Raw genomic sequence first — 20,105 nt, 5'->3', positions numbered from 1 at the left:
CAAACTCGCTACCAATGGAAAAGATTAATGTATTAATTGTTGATGACCGACCGGAAAACATCGTTGCACTGGAAGCTTTGCTCCAGCGGAATGATATCAACCTCATCAGCACTACAAATCCAAATGAAGCGCTGCGCATTTCCTGGGAAATGGACATCGCCATTGCGTTGGTAGATGTACAAATGCCTGAAATGGACGGTTTTGAACTGGTGGAAATCCTAAAAAGCAATCCAAGGACCAAAGACATCCTGATCATATTCGTGACTGCCATTTCAAAAGAAACCAAATATGCAGTAAAAGGGCTCAATACAGGAGCGGTCGATTACCTTTACAAACCATTGGACCCTTTTGTAACATCCGCGAAAGTGGACTCTTTCATACAATTTGTCAGGAACCAAAGGGAACTCAAAAAAAAGAACAAAGAATTAGAAGCCTATCAGAAGGAACTGATCAAGGCCAAAGAACAGGCAGAACAGGGAAAAAGGATCAAGGAGAATTTCCTGGCCAATATGAGCCACGAGATCCGGACCCCCATCAACGGGATCATTGGTATCGCACACCTGCTGGAACGTACCAGCCTTACACAGGAACAGAAAGAGATGATCAATCTGCTGGAAATCTCTTCAAACTCCCTGCTTGGCGTAATCAATGACATTCTCGACTTATCCAAAATAGAATCCGGAAAATTCCGGATAAACAGAGCTGAAACCGACATCATCGGCATGTGCGACGCTGTGGTCAACCTCTTGCGCATCCGCGCCAAAGAAAAAAAACTGGAACTCAGGACTGAACTGGATCCCGAGCTGCCTCAGCACATCATGGCTGATTCATTGCGACTGAACCAAATCCTGATGAACCTCATCGGCAATGCCATTAAGTTTACTTCCAGTGGCAGTGTTACCCTGAAAGTGGAGATCCTGAGCAGTAAGGGGAATAACATCCGGATCAGATTTTCGGTGATTGATACCGGGATTGGCATTGCGCAGGAAAACATAGAAAAAATCTTTGAAACTTTCGAACAGGCAGATGAACAAACGACCATAAAATTTGGCGGAACGGGTCTTGGCCTGTCCATAGTCAAGAACCTCTCAAAGCTAAAAGGTGGCCTCCTTGAAGTATTTAGTGAAGAGCACAAAGGAAGTACATTTTGTTTCACCAACTGGTATGAGGTTGTCAAAGAAATGGCACCTGTAGTCAAGCCAAAAGCTCAAACCCTTAGTCCGCTCGGACATGTCCGGGTACTGGTCGCCGAAGATAATCCAATCAATAAATTCCTGATCATTAAGATCCTGAAAGACTGGCAAATTGATGCCGATGTAGTGGAAAACGGAAAAGATGCGATAGATAAACTCAAAGAAAATGATTACGACATCATCCTGATGGATACTTTTATGCCTGTTATGAATGGATTGGATGCCATCAAGCTCATCAGGGAAGGCGAAGTACCAGGAAAAGAGCGCATCCCGATCATCACTTTTTCAGCAGCAGTGATGGACAATGATAAAAAGACTGCAATGGATGCAGGCGCAACGGACGTAATGAGTAAACCTTTTGAACTGGAACTCCTTCATCAAAAGATCAGCAAGTATACAGACACTACTTATTAAAAGCAGTCATGGTGTGGGCCGGCCCCACTGTAACGAAACTTTTAATGAGTTCCACACTTCTGTCTATCAAAGCAGGAAGCTCAGGTTGCTCTTCTTTATCAAAGGGAGCCAGTACATAATCGACCTGCCTTCCTTTAGGAAAGTTGTCGCTCACCCCAAATCGCAGACGCGGATATCCTTGTCCGCCACAAAGGCCTTCGATACTTTTCAAGCCATTATGCCCTGCGCTGCTGCCCTGAAGCTTTAGCCTTAGCTTACCTAAAGGCAGGGCCAGATCATCTACAATAACCAGCACGTTTTCTATAGGAATGCGCAGTTCATGCATCCAATAATTCACTGCTTTACCGCTGAGGTTCATATAGGTAGTTGGTTTGATCACATGTAGTTTCTTTCCTTTAAAAGATACCTCTGAGTAATAGGCCAGGCGCAGGTTGGAAAAGCTCCCGCCAAGTTGTGCCACAAGTTCATCCGCGATATTAAACCCGATATTGTGCCTTGTATTTACATACTCAGGCCCTATATTTCCTAAACCAACGATTAGATATTTCATGATGCTGCAAAGATAACAGTTAATTTGAATTGAGCTTTCGCACATTGCTTCAAAAAAAAAGCAGCACCGGTGATGGGTGCTGCTTTTTATGCTGAAGCGGATAAATTATTTTTTACCTGCTTGTTGTTCAGCTTGTTTCAATGCTCTAGACATACCTACAGAAACGATGGTATCTTCTGGAGTGTTTGTTACTGTGTAAGCACCTTTTTCCAGGTCACGTACACGGAATAAGTTACCAACTTCTAATTTTGCGATACTTACTTCAACTGCCTGAGGCATGTCTTTAGGTAAAGATCTCACACGAAGTTTACGTAATTTCTGAACCAGTTTACCACCCATTTTAACACCTGGAGAAGTTCCGGTCAATTTAACAGGGATTTCCATCAAGATTTCTTTGTCGTCAAACAACTGAAGAAAATCTACGTGCAACAATTGGTCAGTTAATGGGTGAAATTGTAATTCTTTGATGATGGCGTTAGTTTTAACACCGTTTAAAGAAATCTCAACAAAGCTTGCTTCAGGAGAATAAATTGCATCCTTAAGTTCCGTTGCAACTACTGCAAAGTGTGATTGCTCTGTACCACCATACAATACCGCAGGAACTTTACCTTCATAGCGAAGCTCTTTGGCATCGCGTTTCCCTACGTTCTCTCTTGTAGAACCGCTAATTGCGACTGTTTTCATTTTTTTTGAATTTGTGACAGAGGTTTAAGCCCCCATCGGTTATATATTATTTATTTGTATTAAACAGTAAACAGGTCACTGATTGACCCGTGCTCATTTACATTAGCTATTGCCTTCGCAAATAGAGGTGCGGTACTCAACACCCTGATCTTCGAACTCTCCTGCTTCAATGGAATGGTATCAGTTACGATCAGTTCCGTCAAGGCTGAATTCTCTACAGTCTCATAAGCCTTACCGGACAATACCGGGTGCGTACAAACTGCCCTTACACTTTTCGCTCCTTTTTCCATGATCAAAGCCGCAGCTTTAGCCAGGGTACCGGCAGTATCGCAGATGTCATCGATCAACACGATATCCATCCCTTTTACATCTCCGATGATCGACATGGATTCAATTTCATTGGCGCGTTTACGTCTTTTGTCGCAAATCACCACTTCAGCATTGAAAAACTTAGCAAAAGTACGTGCCCTGTAAGAGCCACCCATATCTGGTGAAGCAATGGTCAGGTTTTCTAAACCTAAACTTTTGATATAAGGAACGAAAATTACTGAACCATCCAGGTGATCTACAGGAATGTCAAAAAAGCCCTGGATCTGCGCTGCATGAAGGTCCATTGTCATGATCCGGTGGATACCGGCAGATTTCAATAAATTGGCTACCAGTTTTGCGCCTATTGCCACCCTTGGCTTATCTTTTCTGTCCTGTCTGGCTAAACCATAATAAGGTACAACAGCAGTAATGTAATGCGCCGAAGCCCTTTTCGCAGCATCAATCAGCAACAACAATTCCATCAGGTTATCTGAGGGCTGATAGGTTGACTGGATTAGGAACACATCACATCCCCTTACCGTTTCATCATATGAAGGCTGAAATTCACCATCGCTAAATTTACTGAGGGTTACACTACCAAGAGCCTTGCCGTAACTTTCGGCAATTTTTTGCGCCAAATCTTTTGTCCCGCTACCGGCAAAAAGTTTAACTGGGTTGAATTGCAATGGCATTATTGAACAATTTCAATACTGGTTAAAAAAAATCGGATTGTGGAGTTTAATTCACAATCCGAATATGATTTGTTGTCCGACCTGGATTCGAACCAAGACAAACGGTACCAAAAACCGTTGTACTACCCTTATACTATCGGACAATCTTCCTTTTCTTTAGCAACGTTGCTTCCGAATTGGAATGCAAATGTACGCAGTTTTTTGAATTCTGCAAATGCAGGCGCAAAAAAAATCAAAATATTTTTCCATTTCCAGCGCCAGAAATCAATTATTCACAGAGAATCAGCAAATTAAAATTTAAACTTTTTTTAAAAATTTTTCAGTCAACCTATACTCAACAAAGGCCTGGGGTTATTCCGCTCCCGGAACGGAACTATTTCCTATCGGCATTGAAGCGCCGTGGTACTTAACTTTCCTCCAGCCATCAGACTCCATGCTTTCTCCGACTATTTGTACAAATAGTCGGAGCGAAGACGGAGGAATGACGGAAGAGGGACGGAGCCAACCAAAGACCATTGCTCCCCTTTCTTCGCCTGAAGCGCAGCTGATGCATACCTGAGTTGTACCTGCTTCGCAAAACAGGTACCTTTTTGCGAAGCAGGTACAACTCAGGTACGAAGGTGGTATGGAGATGGTAGCCCAAAAAGTGTTAAACTCCGCATTACTTTACCGATTATCAATCTTATTCTTTATTTTCGGCTGCGCTTTAGTAGCCTTATGATTAAAACTACTTAATAAACAAATGAATTATTCAAAGATTAATAACATTACCGGCTGGCTTTGCTTTGCCGTCGCCACATTAACTTATATCTTAACATTAGAGCCTTCTGTAAGTTTCTGGGATTGTGGTGAGTTCATTGCTTCTGCATTAAAAATGCAGGTGGTCCACCAGCCTGGGGCGCCGCTATTCCTGATGATCCAGCGCTTCTTTTCGCTTTTTGCTTTTGGTGACCTCAGTAAAGTAGCTTATTTCATGAACGTAGGTTCTGCAATTGCAAGTGCTGCAACCATATTGTTCCTCTTCTGGACAATCACAGCACTGGCTAAGAAAGTACTGGTTCAGCAAGCTGAAGAAGTCAGCAAAGCCAACCTGATCACCATCATGGGCGCAGGACTGGTTGGGGCATTGGCCTATACATTTTCCGACAGTTTCTGGTTCTCTGCTGTAGAATCAGAGGTATATGCACTTTCCTCTTTATTTACGGCCATCGTATTCTGGGCCATTTTGAAATGGGAAGCTGTGGCCGATGAACCAAGGGCCGACAGATGGCTTTTGTTCATTGCCTATATTATGGGCTTATCGATCGGTATCCACTTATTGAACTTACTGACCATCCCTGCCATCGCTTTTGTCTATTACTTTAAGAAAACTAAAAACCCAACGACTTCCGGTACCATTAAAGCGGGTCTGGTTGGTATATTGATTCTGGCTGTCATTCAATATGGTATCATCCAATACCTGGTTTCGTTTGGCGCCTACTTCGACTTGTTCTTTGTCAACACCCTGGGTATGGGCTTTGGTACTGGTGTAATCTTCTTCGCGATCATTCTGATTGGTGCTTTAGTGTGGGGCATCCGCTATTCGATCAAACATCAAAAGAAAATCCTCAATCTGGCTTTACTTTCTACCGTGCTGATCATTTTTGGATACGGTTCTTTTGCCATGATCATTATCCGTGCAAAAGCAGACCCTAACCTGAACAACAGTGATCCCGACAATGCATTCTCCTTCCTCGGTTACCTGAACAGGGAACAATACGGAGACCGCCCATTGCTGTTTGGTCCCAATTACAATTCACAACCTACAGAATATAAAGAAGGAAAAACTTTATACAGAAAAGGTGCTGAGAAATATGAGGTTGCAGGTACAAAAACCGAGACCGTATACGACAGGACTACACCTTTCCCACGTATGTACAGCGACGACGCAAGGCATGTTGGGTACTATAAAGACATGATGGGATTTGACGATACGCATTTCCCCAACCTGATTGACAATATCGGCTTCTTCTTCAGCTACCAGATTGGACAAATGTACATGAGGTATTTCATGTGGAACTTTGTAGGCCGCCAGAACGACGACCAGGGACAAGGGAGTATTTACGAAGGCCAGTGGCTCAGTGGGGTAAAACCAATTGATGCCATCCGTTTGGGTGATCAAAGTCATCTGCCACCTTCTATTACCGACAGCAATGCTTATAACCGCTTTTTCTTCCTGCCTTTGATCATCGGATTGATGGGTGCAATCTGGCACTTCAAACGCAATCAGAAGGATGCAGGAATTGTGGCTTTACTTTTCTTCTTTACCGGTATCGCCATCGTGCTTTACCTGAACCAGAAACCTTTGGAACCGAGGGAGCGTGATTATGCATATGCAGGTTCCTTCTATGCCTTTGCCATTTGGGTGGGCTTCGGTGTATTGGCCATCAGGGAATGGATCTTTAAAAAACTGACACCAGCTACTGCCGCTGTATTGGCTACAGTAATCGGCTTGTTTGCAGCGCCAGTGATCATGGCCGCCCAGGGATGGGATGACCATGACCGTTCTACCAAATTTGTAGCGCGCGACATTGCGATCGATTACCTGCAGTCCTGTGCCCCAAATGCGATCCTTTTCACCTATGGTGACAATGATACTTACCCGCTTTGGTATGCACAAGAGGTGGAGAACATCAGACCTGATATCCGTCTGGTCAACCTGAGTTTATTTGATACCGATTGGTACATTAACGGCATGAAGCGGGTTCAAAACGGCTCGGCTCCTCTCCCACTGTCTATGAATGAATCTCAATACGTTCAGGGGGTAAGGGACGTAATGTACTACCAGGATTATAAAATTGCGGGTTCAGTAGAATTGAAAAACATTGTAGACCTCTTGCTTTCCGACAATGATGAAGACAAACTTCCGCTGGAGGGTGGCAAACGGGTGAACTTTATTCCTACAAAGAATTTCAAATTGACTGTTAATAAAGCGGATGTAATCAAAAACAATGTAGTTGCTGCAGCAGACTCTGCGAAGATTGCACCTGAACTGCAATGGACCTTCAATAAGAACTATGTGACTAAAGGTACACTGGCCATGCTGGACATCCTGGCGCACAACAACTGGAAACGTCCAATTTATTTTGCAAGTACAGTACCTTCAGATCAGTACAATGGGCTGGACAATTACCTGTACAATGAAGGGCTTGCCTTGCGCCTGATTCCTTTGAAAACAGATACCGCAACGAAAACTGAACTGATCAATACCCCTGCCTTATACAATAACCTAATGAACAAGTTTGTATGGGGTAATGTAAAAAATGCCAGATATCTGGATACACAGTCTTCAGATGACATCTCTATTTTCACTAATGTATTCAATAATGCCATCACGGGTTTATTGAGAGAAGGAAAGACTGCAGAAGCCAAAAAGGTAGCTGACCGCTATTTCGAAGTGATGCCTGACCGCTTTTATGGTCTCCGCTCTATGATGGGTGTTTATTTCATGGCAGAAAACCTGTATTATTTAAATGAGACCAAGAAAGCCAATGAACTGATTGAAAAGTCTGCAGCTTACATCAAGAAAGAGCTTACTTACCTGGCTGATGTTTCGCAGAGCAAAAATAAGTTTGTAGGCGGTCAGAATGTGCAATTGGGCATGTCGTTCCTGAACCAAATGGCCAGGACTACAGCCGAACACAAGCAGACTAAACTGACTGAAAGTTTGAATGCAGAATTTGCAGCCCTGGAATCCAGATTCTCCAGGTACTTCGCACCGAATTAAGTAATCATCATCAGCGCAGTTTTATAAAGAGCTGCGCTGGTATACTATTATATCCTGCATGAAAAAATGGGTATAAAAAAAGAAGCCTCCGAAATTAAATAATTTCGGAGGCTTCTTTTTTGGATGCTATATTGGGCTTAATTATTCATTAACCACGCCCATCGCACAGAATTTATCAATCCTTGCAGCGATCATTTTATCTGTTTTCTCTTTTTTAAGCTCTTTAAGATCTTTCAGTATCTGCGCTTTTACTGTTGCGGCCATTTCCTCGGGGTTTTGATGAGCTCCGCCAAGTGGTTCTTTAATGATGCCGTCGATCAGTTTGTTATTGTACATGTCATCTGAAGTCAGCTTTAAGCACTCTGCCGCTCTTTCCTTATAATCCCAGCTCCTCCATAAAATGGATGAACAAGACTCAGGCGAGATCACAGAATACCAGGTATGTTCCAGCATGTATACTTTATCGCCGATACCAATGCCCAATGCACCTCCAGATGCACCTTCACCTACTACGAGGCAAATGATAGGCACTTTTAATACCGACATTTCCAATAAGTTACGCGCAATGGCCTCACCCTGCCCACGTTCTTCTGCCTCTAAGCCCGGGTAAGCACCCATGGTATCGATAAAAGAAATTACAGGTTTATTGAACTTTTCTGCCAGGCGCATCAGACGCAGTGCTTTTCTGTAGCCTTCAGGATTTGCCATCCCAAAGTTGCGGTACTGACGTTCTTTGGTGTTTTTACCTTTCTGATGACCGATGACCATAACGGTTTGCCCATCAATAGTCGCGAAACCTCCAATAATGGCCTTATCATCCTTCACTGTTCTGTCGCCGTGCATTTCTATGAAATCATCACAGATCAGACTGATGTAGTCCAGTGTCTGTGGTCTTTCCGGATGCCTGGACATCTGAACCTTTTGCCAGCCCGTAAGGTTACTGTACAAGGATTGCTGTGTTTGTGCAACCTTTTCTTCCAGTTCTGTTAGTGTAGCAGACATATCTACTTTTGTTTTATCGGCAACTTGTTTGACCTTTTCAATTTGCTGAACCAACTCAGCCAAAGGCTTTTCAAAATCAAATGATGTTTTTATCTGTTCCATAAGGGGCTGTAAAAATAGGTATTTTATTTAAAACTTTTACAGGCTCATTGGCTTAAGATCATTTTACCTTCTGAACAGACCATCAATTTAATGAATCGGACTATCCCTATACCAATGGGAATGGAAAACCATTAGGTTCATATTCTCGTAATTGAATAATAATGCACCAGATGAGTGATACCGCTTAAAATATGGTACATTAGCAATTATCCATCGACTTTTAAGTCAATACCTTACAAAAATCACTTCATGGCTAAAAAAGTCAAGTTTACCAATGTCAACAAGTCCACTTTTTATGCCACAGTCAGGAAACGTGTAGATACCTACTTTATTGACAATGCCCTCTCAACCCATGCCTCTCCGGCCATGTGGTTCAAGGCTGCCTTTTTTCTCGGCATACTCTCCGGCACCTATTTATTGATCCTCTTTGGTGGTTTCGATCTCTACATCAAGCTCATCCTTGGGATCATCCTCGGCATGTCGGGTGCCTTTGTAGGTTTCAACATCTGTCACGATGCCATTCACAAATCATTTTCAAAACACGCTGCAATTAATAACACGGGAAGCCTGATTTTCAGTCTTATTGGTGCCAGTCCATATGTATGGAACATTTGTCACAATGTAGTACACCATACTTATACGAACATTGCCGGTCATGATGAAGACATCGACGTAGCTCCCGGGCTGATCCGCTTTTCCGAATCGGAAACCGTAAATAAAATTCAGCGCTATCAGCACTTTTACGCCTTTGCACTGTATAGCCTGTCTATGCTTTCCTGGGTATTCAGAAAAGACTACAAAAAGTTTTTCCAGAAAAAGATCGGCGAACATGTTGTTGTTCACCCTAAGGTCGAGTATTTCAACCTGTTTTTCTATAAGGGGATCTATTACTTTCTGTTTATTGTGCTGCCACTGCTTGTTATGGACATCACCTGGTGGCAGTTCATCATTGGTTTCCTGGCGATGCAATTTGCGCAGGGCCTGGTATTGGGATTGGTATTTCAACTGGCACATGTGGTGGAAGGCACCAGCTTCCCGCTCCCCAATGAAGAGGGAAATGTGGAAGAAGCCTGGGCGGAGCACCAGATGCGGACTACAGCCAATTTCTCTGCAAATAGCGGCATTGCAGCCTTCTTTTGCGGAGGGTTGAACCGTCAGATTGAACATCACCTTTTCCCTAAGATCTGTCACATTCATTATCCGGAGATTGGAAAGATCGTGAAGCAGACGGCATTGGAATTTAACCTGCCTTATATTGAAAGCATCACTTTCAGCGATGCGCTGGTCTCTCATTATAAAACCCTCCGTAGACTCGGGAAAGAATCTTATGAGGAAAACCCGTACATCAACCGCTCATCCTGTATGGTTACCAGAAAAATATCCGCAGCTTACGCTTAGTTTGTACGCCCTGCAATTAGGCTTAACAAAAAGAGGGCTCCCTTGCGGAAAGCCCTCTTTTTGTTGTGCTCAGCAGAAACTAGATGCTCTGCTCTTTGCTATGTACCGCACCAAAACGGTCTGTGACGGTAATTTTTACGGTCTTTACTTCCGGTTTAAAATGTGCCATAAAGAGGTGGTCTGTTTGCGTAGGCTTGGTAAAAGCGCGACCTTTGGCCGGCTTCCCTTTTGCATTGAACCTCACTGCATCCGGATCAGCTCCGGTCTGCTGCTGCAGTAGGCCCATTGGTTTTCCATCCAGACTGTACTCTACTTTCCATTCCGGATCCCAGTTCCAGACATTGACCAATAAGCGATTTTGATTGGTCAGTTTATCGATGTAAATGCTCATTTGGTGTTCCTTAGGCAAACCTGTGGGTTTGTAGAACCATTCCAGCTGGTTTCCATCTACGGTATAGACACCGTAACCTCTCGGCGTTCCATCGGAACAAATGTTTTCCGACCACCAGGCACCGCATACGGCACCGTGATTGTGTTCAAAAACACCGTTGCTGATGTTATTTACATTATAGTGTGTATGACCAGACATTACATGTACATTTTTAAAGCCCTCCAGGATTTTATAGAAGTCGGCATTGTTTTTCACACCATTGTGCAAAGGAATGTGCAGGTTGATGATCAGCAAGGCATCCTTATCTACGTATTGCAGGTCTTTTGCCAACCAGGCGATCTGCTCTTCGGTGATGTATCCATCATAAAGACGTTCAGATCCCAGGTACCTCACATCGTCAAGAACTACGTAATGCGCTTTGCCACGGTTGAAAGAGTAGTAGGTTGGACCGAAGAATTCTTTAAATGTCTTATCAGAAGTCTCGTCGCCACCTTGCCTGTAATCCATATCGTGGTTACCGAGGGCCTGGAAGAATGGTATGCCCATTTGTGCAACCGCTTTATTGTAATCGTCAAAAAACTCCAGGAAATCCCAGGCGATATCTCCCACTGTGATTCCATGTACCAGGGCATCTGGCCCTAATGCCTTGATCTGTGCAATGGTATCGGGAACGGAAGTTTCCATCATTTGTTTCACATCATCTTTCGTACGTACCTGAGGATCGGCCCAGACGATAAAATTATGTTTATTGTCGTTCTTCTTCAGACGTGTGAGTGTAAAATCGTATTCGTTACGACTGCCCAATGCTTCATACTGTCTGGCGATATTTGCATTGGTTTTAAATTCATACCCTGAAGGGGTACTCATAAATAGATTGGTTGCTTTATCATTGAGGGTGATGGTATACTGCCCTTTGCTATCGGTACGGACCACAGAGAAACCGTCGGAGATCACCACATTGGCTACCCCTTTATTTTTATCTGTTACTTTTCCGCTGATGGTTTTATTGCGGCGTAGTTTAGAGAAAGCATCAGTCTGCAGACTGATGAATGCACTTCCGGCAATGAAGCCTAAACTCTGCAAGAATGATTTTCTGTTCATGTGTATGGTATTAAAAATAATTCATCTACTCTTTTAGGGGAACTGGTTTAATTTGTAATTTTTGTGACCCCTGGCATTTCTTCAATTACCGGCAGCAATGCCGCCTTAGGAACCGGCAGGGTTTTATGTGCCCGCTTAGTGGTCCAGGTCTTGGTGCCAATACTGTACACGCCACCGAGGTAGCTAAACTCACTGTCTACAGGCACTGCAAATTTTGAGGTGTTGGTCCCCTGTGTGTAAAATGGCTGAGCTGTACTTCCGTTCATTGGTTTATAAAAATCATTAGTGGTGATCGAATATCCTACACCACTGCCATAAATCGTTCCGCCGCCGGCAAAAAAGATCACGTCTGATGGTTCTGTAGTTAAGCCCACAGTGGTGGTTTTAAAAATAGCAACACCCGCTGCGTTTCCACTATTGGCCAACAAGTTAGCTGTTTTATCGCCAATTCCATCGTCTCCGTCATTATCATTATACAGCTTACTTACCACCCAATTGGCCTGACTGATGTCGGTTGAAGTGACGCCAGATATCTGTTTATATCCACCTACGTAAAAGAATTTGCCCTTAGCTACCGTACCTTTGGTGAGGTTAAATTTATAGGTACGCAGCCCTCCTGTGTTCCATCCATTCATTGGAAGACCTGTGGGTGTAGAAGCGCCTGCGTTGTTAGTTGTATATACGCTGAAGGGTTTTTGTCTGAAATCCAGATCCTGTGTAGCCATGAACTGTATGTATTCATAGTTGGCATCGGTACCAGAGGGGTTTGCAAAGTAGCCGGTTATGATTGCCGGATTAGGTCCCAGTGGAATATTTGGATCGACTACGATACTGGTCGCTATAAAATCCTCTTTCACCCTTGGCCAGATCTGCGGAACTCCGGTACTTGCTGATGGAATGACGATTCCCTGAACATTGGCAGACCAGGGCAGCAGTTCGGATTTGAATCCCGCTGTAGCATTGATATTCATTTGCATATCGCCCGAGCCTTCATTCAGTGTTTTTACCCCTTCAATGGTTTCTACACCGATATTAGGTTCAAAATTACAGTTATAAATGACACCGAAGCAACCTTCGAAATTCTCTGGCTTGGCCAACATGCTTACTGCAGAAATAGGGGTAACGAAGGGCTTGATGTTGGAGGCTACCTTAGTTACATTGGAAGCAGGAACATCTGCGATCTGCAGGATGCCGTTGACACGTTTTAAAACGCTCCCTTCTATGATGACGTGTACAGAGTCACCTGGTTTGTAACTGGCAGCTGCAGCACCAATGTTGATTGCGATTCCGCGTAATGAATCTATACCACTGCCTACCATTCTCAGATTCTGGATGAACAATAGTCCGGCCGGCAGGTTATTTCCGGAATGATCCGAGGTCACCTGACCCTTTACGACAGTTGCTTCCCGGGTTACATTTTTGGTCAGGACAACATCTTTTCCTTTATAGAGCTTTCTTAAATCTAAATTGGAGATATAAGGACTAGGGGTGCTCATCACATAATCACTATCCCGCTTACATGCAGCCAGAATGAGCACAAAGGCCCCAACCATCAGTATATGTTTTTTTAAAATCTTTTTCATGATATTTTTATGAATAAATAAGAATTAGGGTTTTTGCCACCAAACCAGGGTGTTGATGTCATCCGGACCTTGCGCAGCAATCGCCGCTTTGTAGCTGCTGGGATTTGTAGATTGTGTAACCAGCGGGTAATTTAGCCTTGCAGGCATTTTACCTCCATTGGCCAGACCTGGTCCTTTTGGCAGAATGGGATGTCCTGTTCTTCTATATTCAAACCATTGCTGAAAATCCACCAAAAACATGGCATAGTATTTCTGGATGTGTATCATCTCCATCTGGCTTTTGCTGCCCATAGCAGAAGACTCCAAAGGCAGGCTGGCATCCCACTTTAAATTTGCATCATTGACGTAAGTTGTGAACCTGGCATCAGTCGGACTTGAAATGTAAGTGGGCATCCAATAATTGATAGCATCGGCCATACCTTTATAATAATAGTTTTCCGCTGCACCGCTGATCCAACCTTTCGCTGCAGCTTCAGCCAGGATAAAACTGACCTCTGCACAGTTCATGATGATTCCTGTATTCGGATCTGTTTGTAAGGTAAATTTACTCTCTGCATCCGAATTGAAATGCGCCTGTATGACGACACCTGAACCTGGCGAATAACCACTTGGCACACCAACATAGCCGTCGGCTCCCCTGTCGATGCCAAAGCGTGGTACCCCTCCGGTACCCAGGCTCGGCTGCACCCTTGGATCTTCCCAGGCCACCAGCTTGCCCAGAAAGAAATCACAGATCGGCATACTTCTAAAATCGACGGCGCGAATACCTACCATAAGTGGTGAAGAATAAACAGCGGTACTGCTGTTTGTTCCATTCCATAAGATTTTGGCCGTATGCGTATTGTTTTCCATCACCGGATAATTTGCAGGATTGGTATCTACCATCTCCTTCATTTTAGCTGTTACAGTTGACCTGACTTCTGCTTTCCCTGATGCACGCAGCAATAACCTGAGGTAAAGTGAATTGCCAAATCTTCTCCATTTTGAGATGTCACCCTTATAAACCGGGTCGCTTGTGGCCACAATGGCCGTTCCTTCTTTCAAAAGCTCATTAGCTGCCTCGAGTTTTTTAAACATATCTGCATAGATGTCCTTTTGCTGATCAAAGGCAGGCTGCATATTGCCTTCCTTACCGTTATTGGCCTCAGAATAAGGTACATCTCCATAAGTATCTGTAAGCAGTGAATAAGCCCAGGTCTGCGCAATTAAAGAAATTCCCTGATAGGATTTATTCATGCTTTCCGGCTGGCTGGAGATCTTGTAGATGTCTTTGAGGTCGGTGATGTTTACATACCAATTGTTCCAGGTATAATCGGCCCAGGTCCTTCTGACATCATACCTGAACACCCTACCCTCTGAGTCGTTGATCTCTACGGTAACCTGCATCAACTGATTGTTGAAACTCCAGTTACGTGACATATTGGTGCTCAGAATATTCACCAAGGCCGGAGCCAATAGCTGATGTGCTTCTGTACTGCGCTCACCGATTGGATCTGTATTGACTTCCGTAAAATCCTTTGTACAAGAGAGTGCGGATAGCCCCAACACTGTCAAGAGTATATATACAATCGTATTTTTATTATTTTTCATAATTTTTTAAGATTAAATGCCCACAACTAAACGTACCCCTATTGTTCTGGTTGATGGCAATTGACCTGTTTCAAAACCCTGAACAATATCTGAACCTGCTAATGTTCCGAACTCAGGATCGAAAACCGGCCATGGCGACCAAATGAACAAGTTACGTCCATACACACTTAGCGTTGCCTTGCTCATCCCCATTTTTTGCAGGAATCTTTTATTAAAGGCATAGCCAATATTCGCTTCCCTGAATTTGAGGTAATCAGTTCTGAAAATACTTCCCTCTGCCTGTCCACTGCCGTAAATTGATTCGTAGTAAGCCGCAATATCAGTAGCGATTACATCATTTTTTCTATAAGTACCATCGGCGTTCTGAAGCACACCATCTCCGATGACCCCATTGTACCTTCCTGGCAAAGTCACCTTATGCTTGCCCAGTGAAGCCATCCTGGAGAAAGTAAGTGAATGGCCTACCGCGCCGAGCTGGGCATCGAACAACACATTTAAGCTGTAATTTTTATAGGTGAAGCCTGTTCCGAAACTGAGTTTGAACTTAGGCATCGTGTTGCCAAGGTACAGGAGATCAGGATTTTCTAAGGCTACCCCAGTAGTTGGATTGTAAACAATCTGCCCATCAGGTGACCTTAAGTAACCCCTGCCATATAAATCTCCCATGCTGCCGCCGACGTTTGCTACGACCTGACCACCACCTAAAGCGCCAGTACGCAGTACCAGGGAGCTATCTGCCAGTTCTTTGATCGTATTTCTATTGGCAGAGAAAGTTCCATAAGTGGTCCATTTGAAATTCCTGCTCTGAACAGGAGTAGCATTTACTGCCAGCTCAATACCTTTATTATCTACGCGACCGATGTTCACTACCTGTACATTGTAACCGGTAGATTTATCTACAATGCGGTTTAATATCTGGTTCTTAGTGTTGCCTGAGTATACAGCCAGGTCGAAATTTAACCGGTTTTTAAACAATTTCAAATCTAGGCCCAGCTCAACTGTAGTGGTGATCAATGGCTTCAAATTCGGGTTCGGCAAGGTCCTTGGATTGTTCATTGCGCTATCCGGATAGATACCATCTGATGCATACAGGTAATTGTACTCTGTTCTGTAAGGTATGGTACTACCGCTTCCCACCTGTGCAATTGATGCCCTCAGTTTGGCAAAGCTTACTGCTTTAGGGAGTTTCCAATAGTCAGAAGCAATGAAAGCGACACTGGCAGAAGGATAGAAAAAGCCTACATTATCCGTTCTTGTGAGGGTTGCCAGGGTACTGTTCCAATCCTGACGGCCGGTGATGTCTAAGAACAGGTAGTTTTTATAGGCAAATGAAGCCGCGGCATAAAAACTGTTAATTCTGTACCTGGCAGTATCAGGCGCATAGACCAAAGGGTTCTGGTTGTTATCCAGCCTGTAAATATTCGGAATCACCAATCCATCTGCGCGCGCTTCCAGCCTGTTGTACACATTTCGCATTTGGCTACCTCCTGCGGTGGCAGTCAGCTGCAGGTCTTTATTGAACTGTTTATTGTATTTCAACATGAAATCGGCATTCACCTCATAGGACCGGATATTTCCTACCCGGTAAGAGCCCTGGGCAAATTTATTTCCGGAAGCATCCCATGGACGTCGTGTTTCACGGATATCTTTGTTCAAGTCCATTGATGCACGGGCCATTAAACTCAATTCCTTAGTGAAATTGTAATTGGCCTGAATGTTACCTAATAATCCATTTCTGCGCTGGGCATTGATGTATTGCTCGGAAATGGCATATGGACTTTCAGGATTGGTGGTAGTGATATTGATCAATTGTTGGAATTCCTTGCCAGGAGCCCAGTAATCCCTATACCAGTCGACATTCACATTGGGTTGGGCAAACATAAACCAATACATCAGCGATTGGTTGCCATAACCTGTAGCAGGCAGGTTATCACTATGTCTGTTGCTGTACTGTGCTTTGAGGTTGATGCTTAGTTTTTTTGTCAGGTTGGTATTCGCATTCAGTGACACACTGGTCCTGTCCAATCCTGTGTTTGGCACAATCCATTCGTTGTCTCCGTGACTGGCGGACAGGCGCAGACCAACTTTCTTATAAGTTCCATCCAAGCTGACGGTATTGGTAGATTCAAATCCGGTAGTAAAAAATGCATCAATCGGATCTTCGTAGGCCACCCATGGTGTCCTGTCTACCCCCCTTGTCTTGGTCACAGGATCAAACTGGTAAAACATCCCGCCGTTGCTAAACGCAGGACCCCATGTTGAACTGGTTGCATTTGTACTTGGCCCATCTGCTGTAGCCCCGTAAGAGAAGTAAGAAACCCCGAAAGTACCGGCTCCAAATTCCTGTTGCCTTTCCGGTCCGCGGTTTACATCTTCCCATACACTGTTTGAGGTAAAAGTAATCCCCATTCCCTTTCTGTTTTTCGTCGCAGATTTTGTGGTGATGATGATGGCTCCGTTTGCCCCTCTTTGTCCGTATAATGCGGAAGCTGCCGGTCCTTTAAGTACCGTCACATTTTCTATATCATCAGGATTTAAGTCATTTAAACCACTACCAAAATCGGCCGGCATGATATCTCCGGAAGTGCCGTACACCCCGCCGCCAGTAGCAGCGGTACGTCTTGAACTGCTGGAAGCCACTACGCCATCAATGACGATCAGGGCCTCATTATCACCGGTCAGGTTATTTTCACCCCGCAGAATGATCTTGTTTGATCCGGCCGGGCCACCATTACGGACCAGGTTCAGACCAGCCACTTTACCTGAGAGGGCATCTGTCCAGTTGCTGGAAATCGCATCGGTCAATTGTGTGCTGTCTATTTTGGTGACCGCATAACCCAGTGAGCGTTCTTCTCTTTTAATACCCAGTGCAGTAACCACTACCTCAGAAAGTGAATTGTTGGAAGGCACCATTTTCGCGTTGATCAGGGCTGTACTGTTCGCCTGGACCTGCACATTTTGAGCGATGAATTTTTCATAGGAAATGAAGCTGATCTCCAATGTGTAAGTTCCGGGTACCACGTATAATGTATAGCTACCATTTTCTTCCGTCTGTCTGGATAAACCCAGGGAAGTGATCCTGACCATTGCTCCCGGTAGCGGGGCTCCCGATTCGTCAACGACCTTTCCGGTGATTTTTCCGCTGGGAACTGGCTTCTCAACCAATAGGATGTTGTTGCCATTTCCCCTTCTGAAGGTAAAGGGGGTTCCGCTCAGCAGCAGGTCCAGGATTTCTTTGATACTTCTATCTGCTTTACTGACAGTCAATACCCGTTTGTCGTTTAATTTCGTATTGTTATAATTGACGGAAAGTCCTCCTGATTTTTCCAATTGCTGGAAAGCTTCTTTGAGTGTAATTCCTTGCGCACTGAAAGGAATCACACGGTCAACATTTACTTGCGCCTGGGCTTTAAAAATGTTTAAAGACATCTGTAAAAGCACCAGTATGGTCAATAACCATAACTTTTTCATATATTTACTTTGTTTATACTTACTTATTCCGAGTTTAAATTTTTGAACTGATGCCTGGGATTGTTACCAGCAATTCCGGGCTTTTCTAATTACCTGAAGTAGCTCTATTCCATTATTTTTCCTCCTATTTGCTGTTGCTTTCGTACATAAAAAACTGTCCGTCTTTTTCCTGATAGTTAAGTCTGGACAAGATTACTAATTCCTGCATGACCTGCTTAAAAGGCAGGTTTCTGAACTTGGCAGTGATTCTTTCATTCCCAACTTCCTTATCCATAAGGGTTATATTTACACCATACCTATGTTCTAATGTGGCAAGCACCTCATAAAGCGGTGTATTATCGAATACAAAATGGTTCTTGATCCATGCACTCACATGATGTGCATTAGCCTCAGTGAAGACATAGCGGCCATTGATTGCATTTACTTCAAGCTGCTGATTGGGTAACAAGTACTTCAGCAAAGTTTTTTTTCCGCCAATAGTACTCATGACCCCTACTTTGCCGGTATTCACAGTTACCGTGACCTTGTGGTCTGCCCGAAAAGCTTTGACGTTAAATGAAGTACCCAATACTACTGTCGTAATTTCTCCACTCTTGATGACAAATGGCCGCTTTCGGTGCCTTACATCGAAAAAAGCTTCGCCATTCAGTGACACAGTACGCTGTTTTCCCCTGAAATTCTTTGCATACCTGATCTTGCTACCACCAGCTAAATAGACCACAGAACTGTCCGGCAAAAGTATTTTAGATTGCCTTCCTTCCGGATTTGAAATTACGGAATAGGTGATCGGCTCCATTGGTTTCACAGACTGATGTACAAGCCACCAGATTGCGGAACCGGAAACCATCAGTAAGGTAGCTGCATATGCAAGCCAGTTTAGCTTCCTTTCTGGCTTCTGGGGCATTTCTTTCTGAATGTGCGCATTGATTGTATTCCAGCTGGCAGCGGCCGGCCTTGTAGTCTTAAAATATAAGCGTGATGCTTCAAGAATTTGCATGGTTTCACGAAATTGCTCCTGATGATCGGCATGTTGTTCCAACCAGATCTGCAATTCCGTTAGCTCATCATCGGTGATGGTCTTTTCGAAATAGGCAACTATTAATTGATATCTGTAATCTTCCATTGTTTGTCTCTATCTGTAAAGACAGGATATTGGAATTGATTACGTAGCGTATCCGGTTAAGCTTGCGTTAATAAATTGTTAATGCCCCAAATTGACATTCGGAGAATCGTTGAGCATTCTCCGAAGTTCACGAAGAGACTGGTAAAGTGTAGTTTCTACCGTTCTCACAGAGATTGCCAGGACTGCTGCAATTTTTTGCTTGTCCATTTGGTCAATCCTGCTCATCAGCAAGATCTCCCGCTGTCTATCCGGCAGGCGATCAATTAAACGCAGTATCTCCGTAGAGGATTCTCGTCCCGAAAGGATCCGGAAGGGGGTATTCAGATCCTGAAAAAGATGTGTTTCAGGAAGTTCTTCGATAGAAGTGACCGGCGCTTTTTTCTTTTGCAGATGATTTAGGGACAAATTGCGTGCAGCAGCAAAAAGGTAAGCCTTTACGTTTAAGATTGGCTCCCCCAATCTTCCATCCCATATTTTAATAAAAAGATCAGCGATGATTTCTTCGGCTGCTTCATAGTCTTTGGTATAAACCACGCAAAATTGACAAAGCGATTTATAGTGACGATTGAAAAGTGCTTCCAGCGCTTTCGATTCACCGTTACTGATTAAATTCATTAATGCTTCGTCTGTAAAATCTAAATACATCCCGAACTCTCCCATTTGCCCACAAAATTACGCTTGCTATGTTAGGCCAATGTTAAATAATAGGGGTGTTTGAAATGAGGCGGAAGACAAA

At 43.9% G+C, this 20,105-nt stretch carries 13 protein-coding genes; 3 read left to right on the top strand and 10 right to left on the bottom strand.

Features of this window, described 5'->3' with window-relative positions; all coding sequences use genetic code 11:
• Positions 1-14: 14 nt before the first annotated feature.
• Positions 15-1,607, top strand: coding sequence for a response regulator (locus tag WAE59_RS16030; protein WP_337856995.1), 1,593 nt, complete (start codon positions 15-17; stop codon positions 1,605-1,607).
• Here the strand turns inward: WAE59_RS16030 and pth are convergent.
• The 3 genes from pth to WAE59_RS16015 form a co-directional block, all read right to left on the bottom strand.
• Positions 1,597-2,157, bottom strand: coding sequence for an aminoacyl-tRNA hydrolase (gene pth / locus WAE59_RS16025; protein ID WP_337856994.1), 561 nt, complete (start codon positions 2,155-2,157; stop codon positions 1,597-1,599). The genes WAE59_RS16030 and pth overlap by 11 nt on opposite strands.
• 105 nt (positions 2,158-2,262) lie before the next feature.
• The gene (locus tag WAE59_RS16020; protein WP_337856993.1) at positions 2,263-2,841 is read right to left on the bottom strand and encodes a 50S ribosomal protein L25/general stress protein Ctc; all 579 of its coding nucleotides are present in this window, start codon (positions 2,839-2,841) and stop codon (positions 2,263-2,265) included.
• Positions 2,842-2,900: 59 nt separating this feature from the next.
• Positions 2,901-3,842 (bottom strand): ribose-phosphate pyrophosphokinase, encoded by a 942-nt coding sequence (locus tag WAE59_RS16015; RefSeq protein WP_337856992.1) that lies wholly within the window; start codon positions 3,840-3,842, stop codon positions 2,901-2,903.
• Between the two features lie 742 nt (positions 3,843-4,584).
• Here WAE59_RS16015 and WAE59_RS16010 point away from each other — a divergent pair.
• Entirely contained in the window at positions 4,585-7,608 is a 3,024-nt protein-coding gene (locus WAE59_RS16010) for a glycosyltransferase family 117 protein (RefSeq protein WP_337856991.1), read from the top strand.
• Positions 7,609-7,749: 141 nt separating this feature from the next.
• On the opposite strand, the gene WAE59_RS16005 is transcribed toward WAE59_RS16010, so the two are convergent.
• Positions 7,750-8,712 (bottom strand): acetyl-CoA carboxylase carboxyltransferase subunit alpha, encoded by a 963-nt coding sequence (locus WAE59_RS16005; protein ID WP_337856990.1) that lies wholly within the window; start codon positions 8,710-8,712, stop codon positions 7,750-7,752.
• Between the two features lie 249 nt (positions 8,713-8,961).
• On the opposite strand from WAE59_RS16005, the gene WAE59_RS16000 reads away from it, so the two are divergent.
• Positions 8,962-10,110 carry a fatty acid desaturase family protein gene (locus WAE59_RS16000; RefSeq protein ID WP_337856989.1) on the top strand — a complete coding sequence of 383 codons (1,149 nt, stop codon included), beginning with the start codon at positions 8,962-8,964 and terminating at the stop codon, positions 10,108-10,110.
• Between the two features lie 79 nt (positions 10,111-10,189).
• On the opposite strand, the gene WAE59_RS15995 is transcribed toward WAE59_RS16000, so the two are convergent.
• The 6 genes from WAE59_RS15995 to WAE59_RS15970 form a co-directional block, all read right to left on the bottom strand.
• Positions 10,190-11,602, bottom strand: coding sequence for a calcineurin-like phosphoesterase family protein (locus WAE59_RS15995; RefSeq protein ID WP_337856988.1), 1,413 nt, complete (start codon positions 11,600-11,602; stop codon positions 10,190-10,192).
• A 47-nt stretch (positions 11,603-11,649) separates the two neighbouring features.
• Positions 11,650-13,185, bottom strand: coding sequence for a DUF5689 domain-containing protein (locus WAE59_RS15990; RefSeq protein WP_337856987.1), 1,536 nt, complete (start codon positions 13,183-13,185; stop codon positions 11,650-11,652).
• Between the two features lie 24 nt (positions 13,186-13,209).
• The gene (locus WAE59_RS15985; RefSeq protein WP_337856986.1) at positions 13,210-14,775 is read right to left on the bottom strand and encodes a SusD/RagB family nutrient-binding outer membrane lipoprotein; all 1,566 of its coding nucleotides are present in this window, start codon (positions 14,773-14,775) and stop codon (positions 13,210-13,212) included.
• 12 nt (positions 14,776-14,787) lie between these two features.
• Positions 14,788-18,246, bottom strand: coding sequence for a SusC/RagA family TonB-linked outer membrane protein (locus WAE59_RS15980; RefSeq protein WP_337856985.1), 3,459 nt, complete (start codon positions 18,244-18,246; stop codon positions 14,788-14,790).
• 124 nt (positions 18,247-18,370) lie between these two features.
• Complete coding sequence (locus tag WAE59_RS15975) at positions 18,371-19,369, bottom strand: FecR family protein (protein ID WP_337856984.1); 999 nt, start codon at positions 19,367-19,369, stop codon at positions 18,371-18,373.
• 78 nt (positions 19,370-19,447) lie between these two features.
• Entirely contained in the window at positions 19,448-19,984 is a 537-nt protein-coding gene (locus tag WAE59_RS15970; protein WP_337856983.1) for an RNA polymerase sigma factor, read from the bottom strand.
• Between the last annotated feature and the right edge of the window lie 121 nt (positions 19,985-20,105).

The sequence above is a fragment of the Pedobacter sp. GR22-6 genome (genome assembly GCF_037402555.1).
Classification (GTDB): domain Bacteria; phylum Bacteroidota; class Bacteroidia; order Sphingobacteriales; family Sphingobacteriaceae; genus Pedobacter.
This window is presented reverse-complemented; position numbering and strand designations above follow the sequence as displayed.

Excerpts from the sequence above, each read along its gene's own strand:
- WAE59_RS16000 (WP_337856989.1), top strand. The coding sequence starts at position 8,962 with ATGGCTAAAAAAGTCAAGTTTACCAATGTCAACAAGTCCACTTTTTAT.
- WAE59_RS16005 (WP_337856990.1), bottom strand. The coding sequence starts at position 8,712 with ATGGAACAGATAAAAACATCATTTGATTTTGAAAAGCCTTTGGCTGAG.
- WAE59_RS15970 (WP_337856983.1), bottom strand. The coding sequence starts at position 19,984 with ATGAATTTAATCAGTAACGGTGAATCGAAAGCGCTGGAAGCACTTTTC.
- WAE59_RS16030 (WP_337856995.1), top strand. The coding sequence starts at position 15 with ATGGAAAAGATTAATGTATTAATTGTTGATGACCGACCGGAAAACATC.
- WAE59_RS15985 (WP_337856986.1), bottom strand. The coding sequence starts at position 14,775 with ATGAAAAATAATAAAAATACGATTGTATATATACTCTTGACAGTGTTG.
- WAE59_RS16015 (WP_337856992.1), bottom strand. The coding sequence starts at position 3,842 with ATGCCATTGCAATTCAACCCAGTTAAACTTTTTGCCGGTAGCGGGACA.
- WAE59_RS15995 (WP_337856988.1), bottom strand. The coding sequence starts at position 11,602 with ATGAACAGAAAATCATTCTTGCAGAGTTTAGGCTTCATTGCCGGAAGT.
- WAE59_RS15980 (WP_337856985.1), bottom strand. The coding sequence starts at position 18,246 with ATGAAAAAGTTATGGTTATTGACCATACTGGTGCTTTTACAGATGTCT.
- pth (WP_337856994.1), bottom strand. The coding sequence starts at position 2,157 with ATGAAATATCTAATCGTTGGTTTAGGAAATATAGGGCCTGAGTATGTA.
- WAE59_RS15975 (WP_337856984.1), bottom strand. The coding sequence starts at position 19,369 with ATGGAAGATTACAGATATCAATTAATAGTTGCCTATTTCGAAAAGACC.
- WAE59_RS15990 (WP_337856987.1), bottom strand. The coding sequence starts at position 13,185 with ATGAAAAAGATTTTAAAAAAACATATACTGATGGTTGGGGCCTTTGTG.
- WAE59_RS16010 (WP_337856991.1), top strand. The coding sequence starts at position 4,585 with ATGAATTATTCAAAGATTAATAACATTACCGGCTGGCTTTGCTTTGCC.
- WAE59_RS16020 (WP_337856993.1), bottom strand. The coding sequence starts at position 2,841 with ATGAAAACAGTCGCAATTAGCGGTTCTACAAGAGAGAACGTAGGGAAA.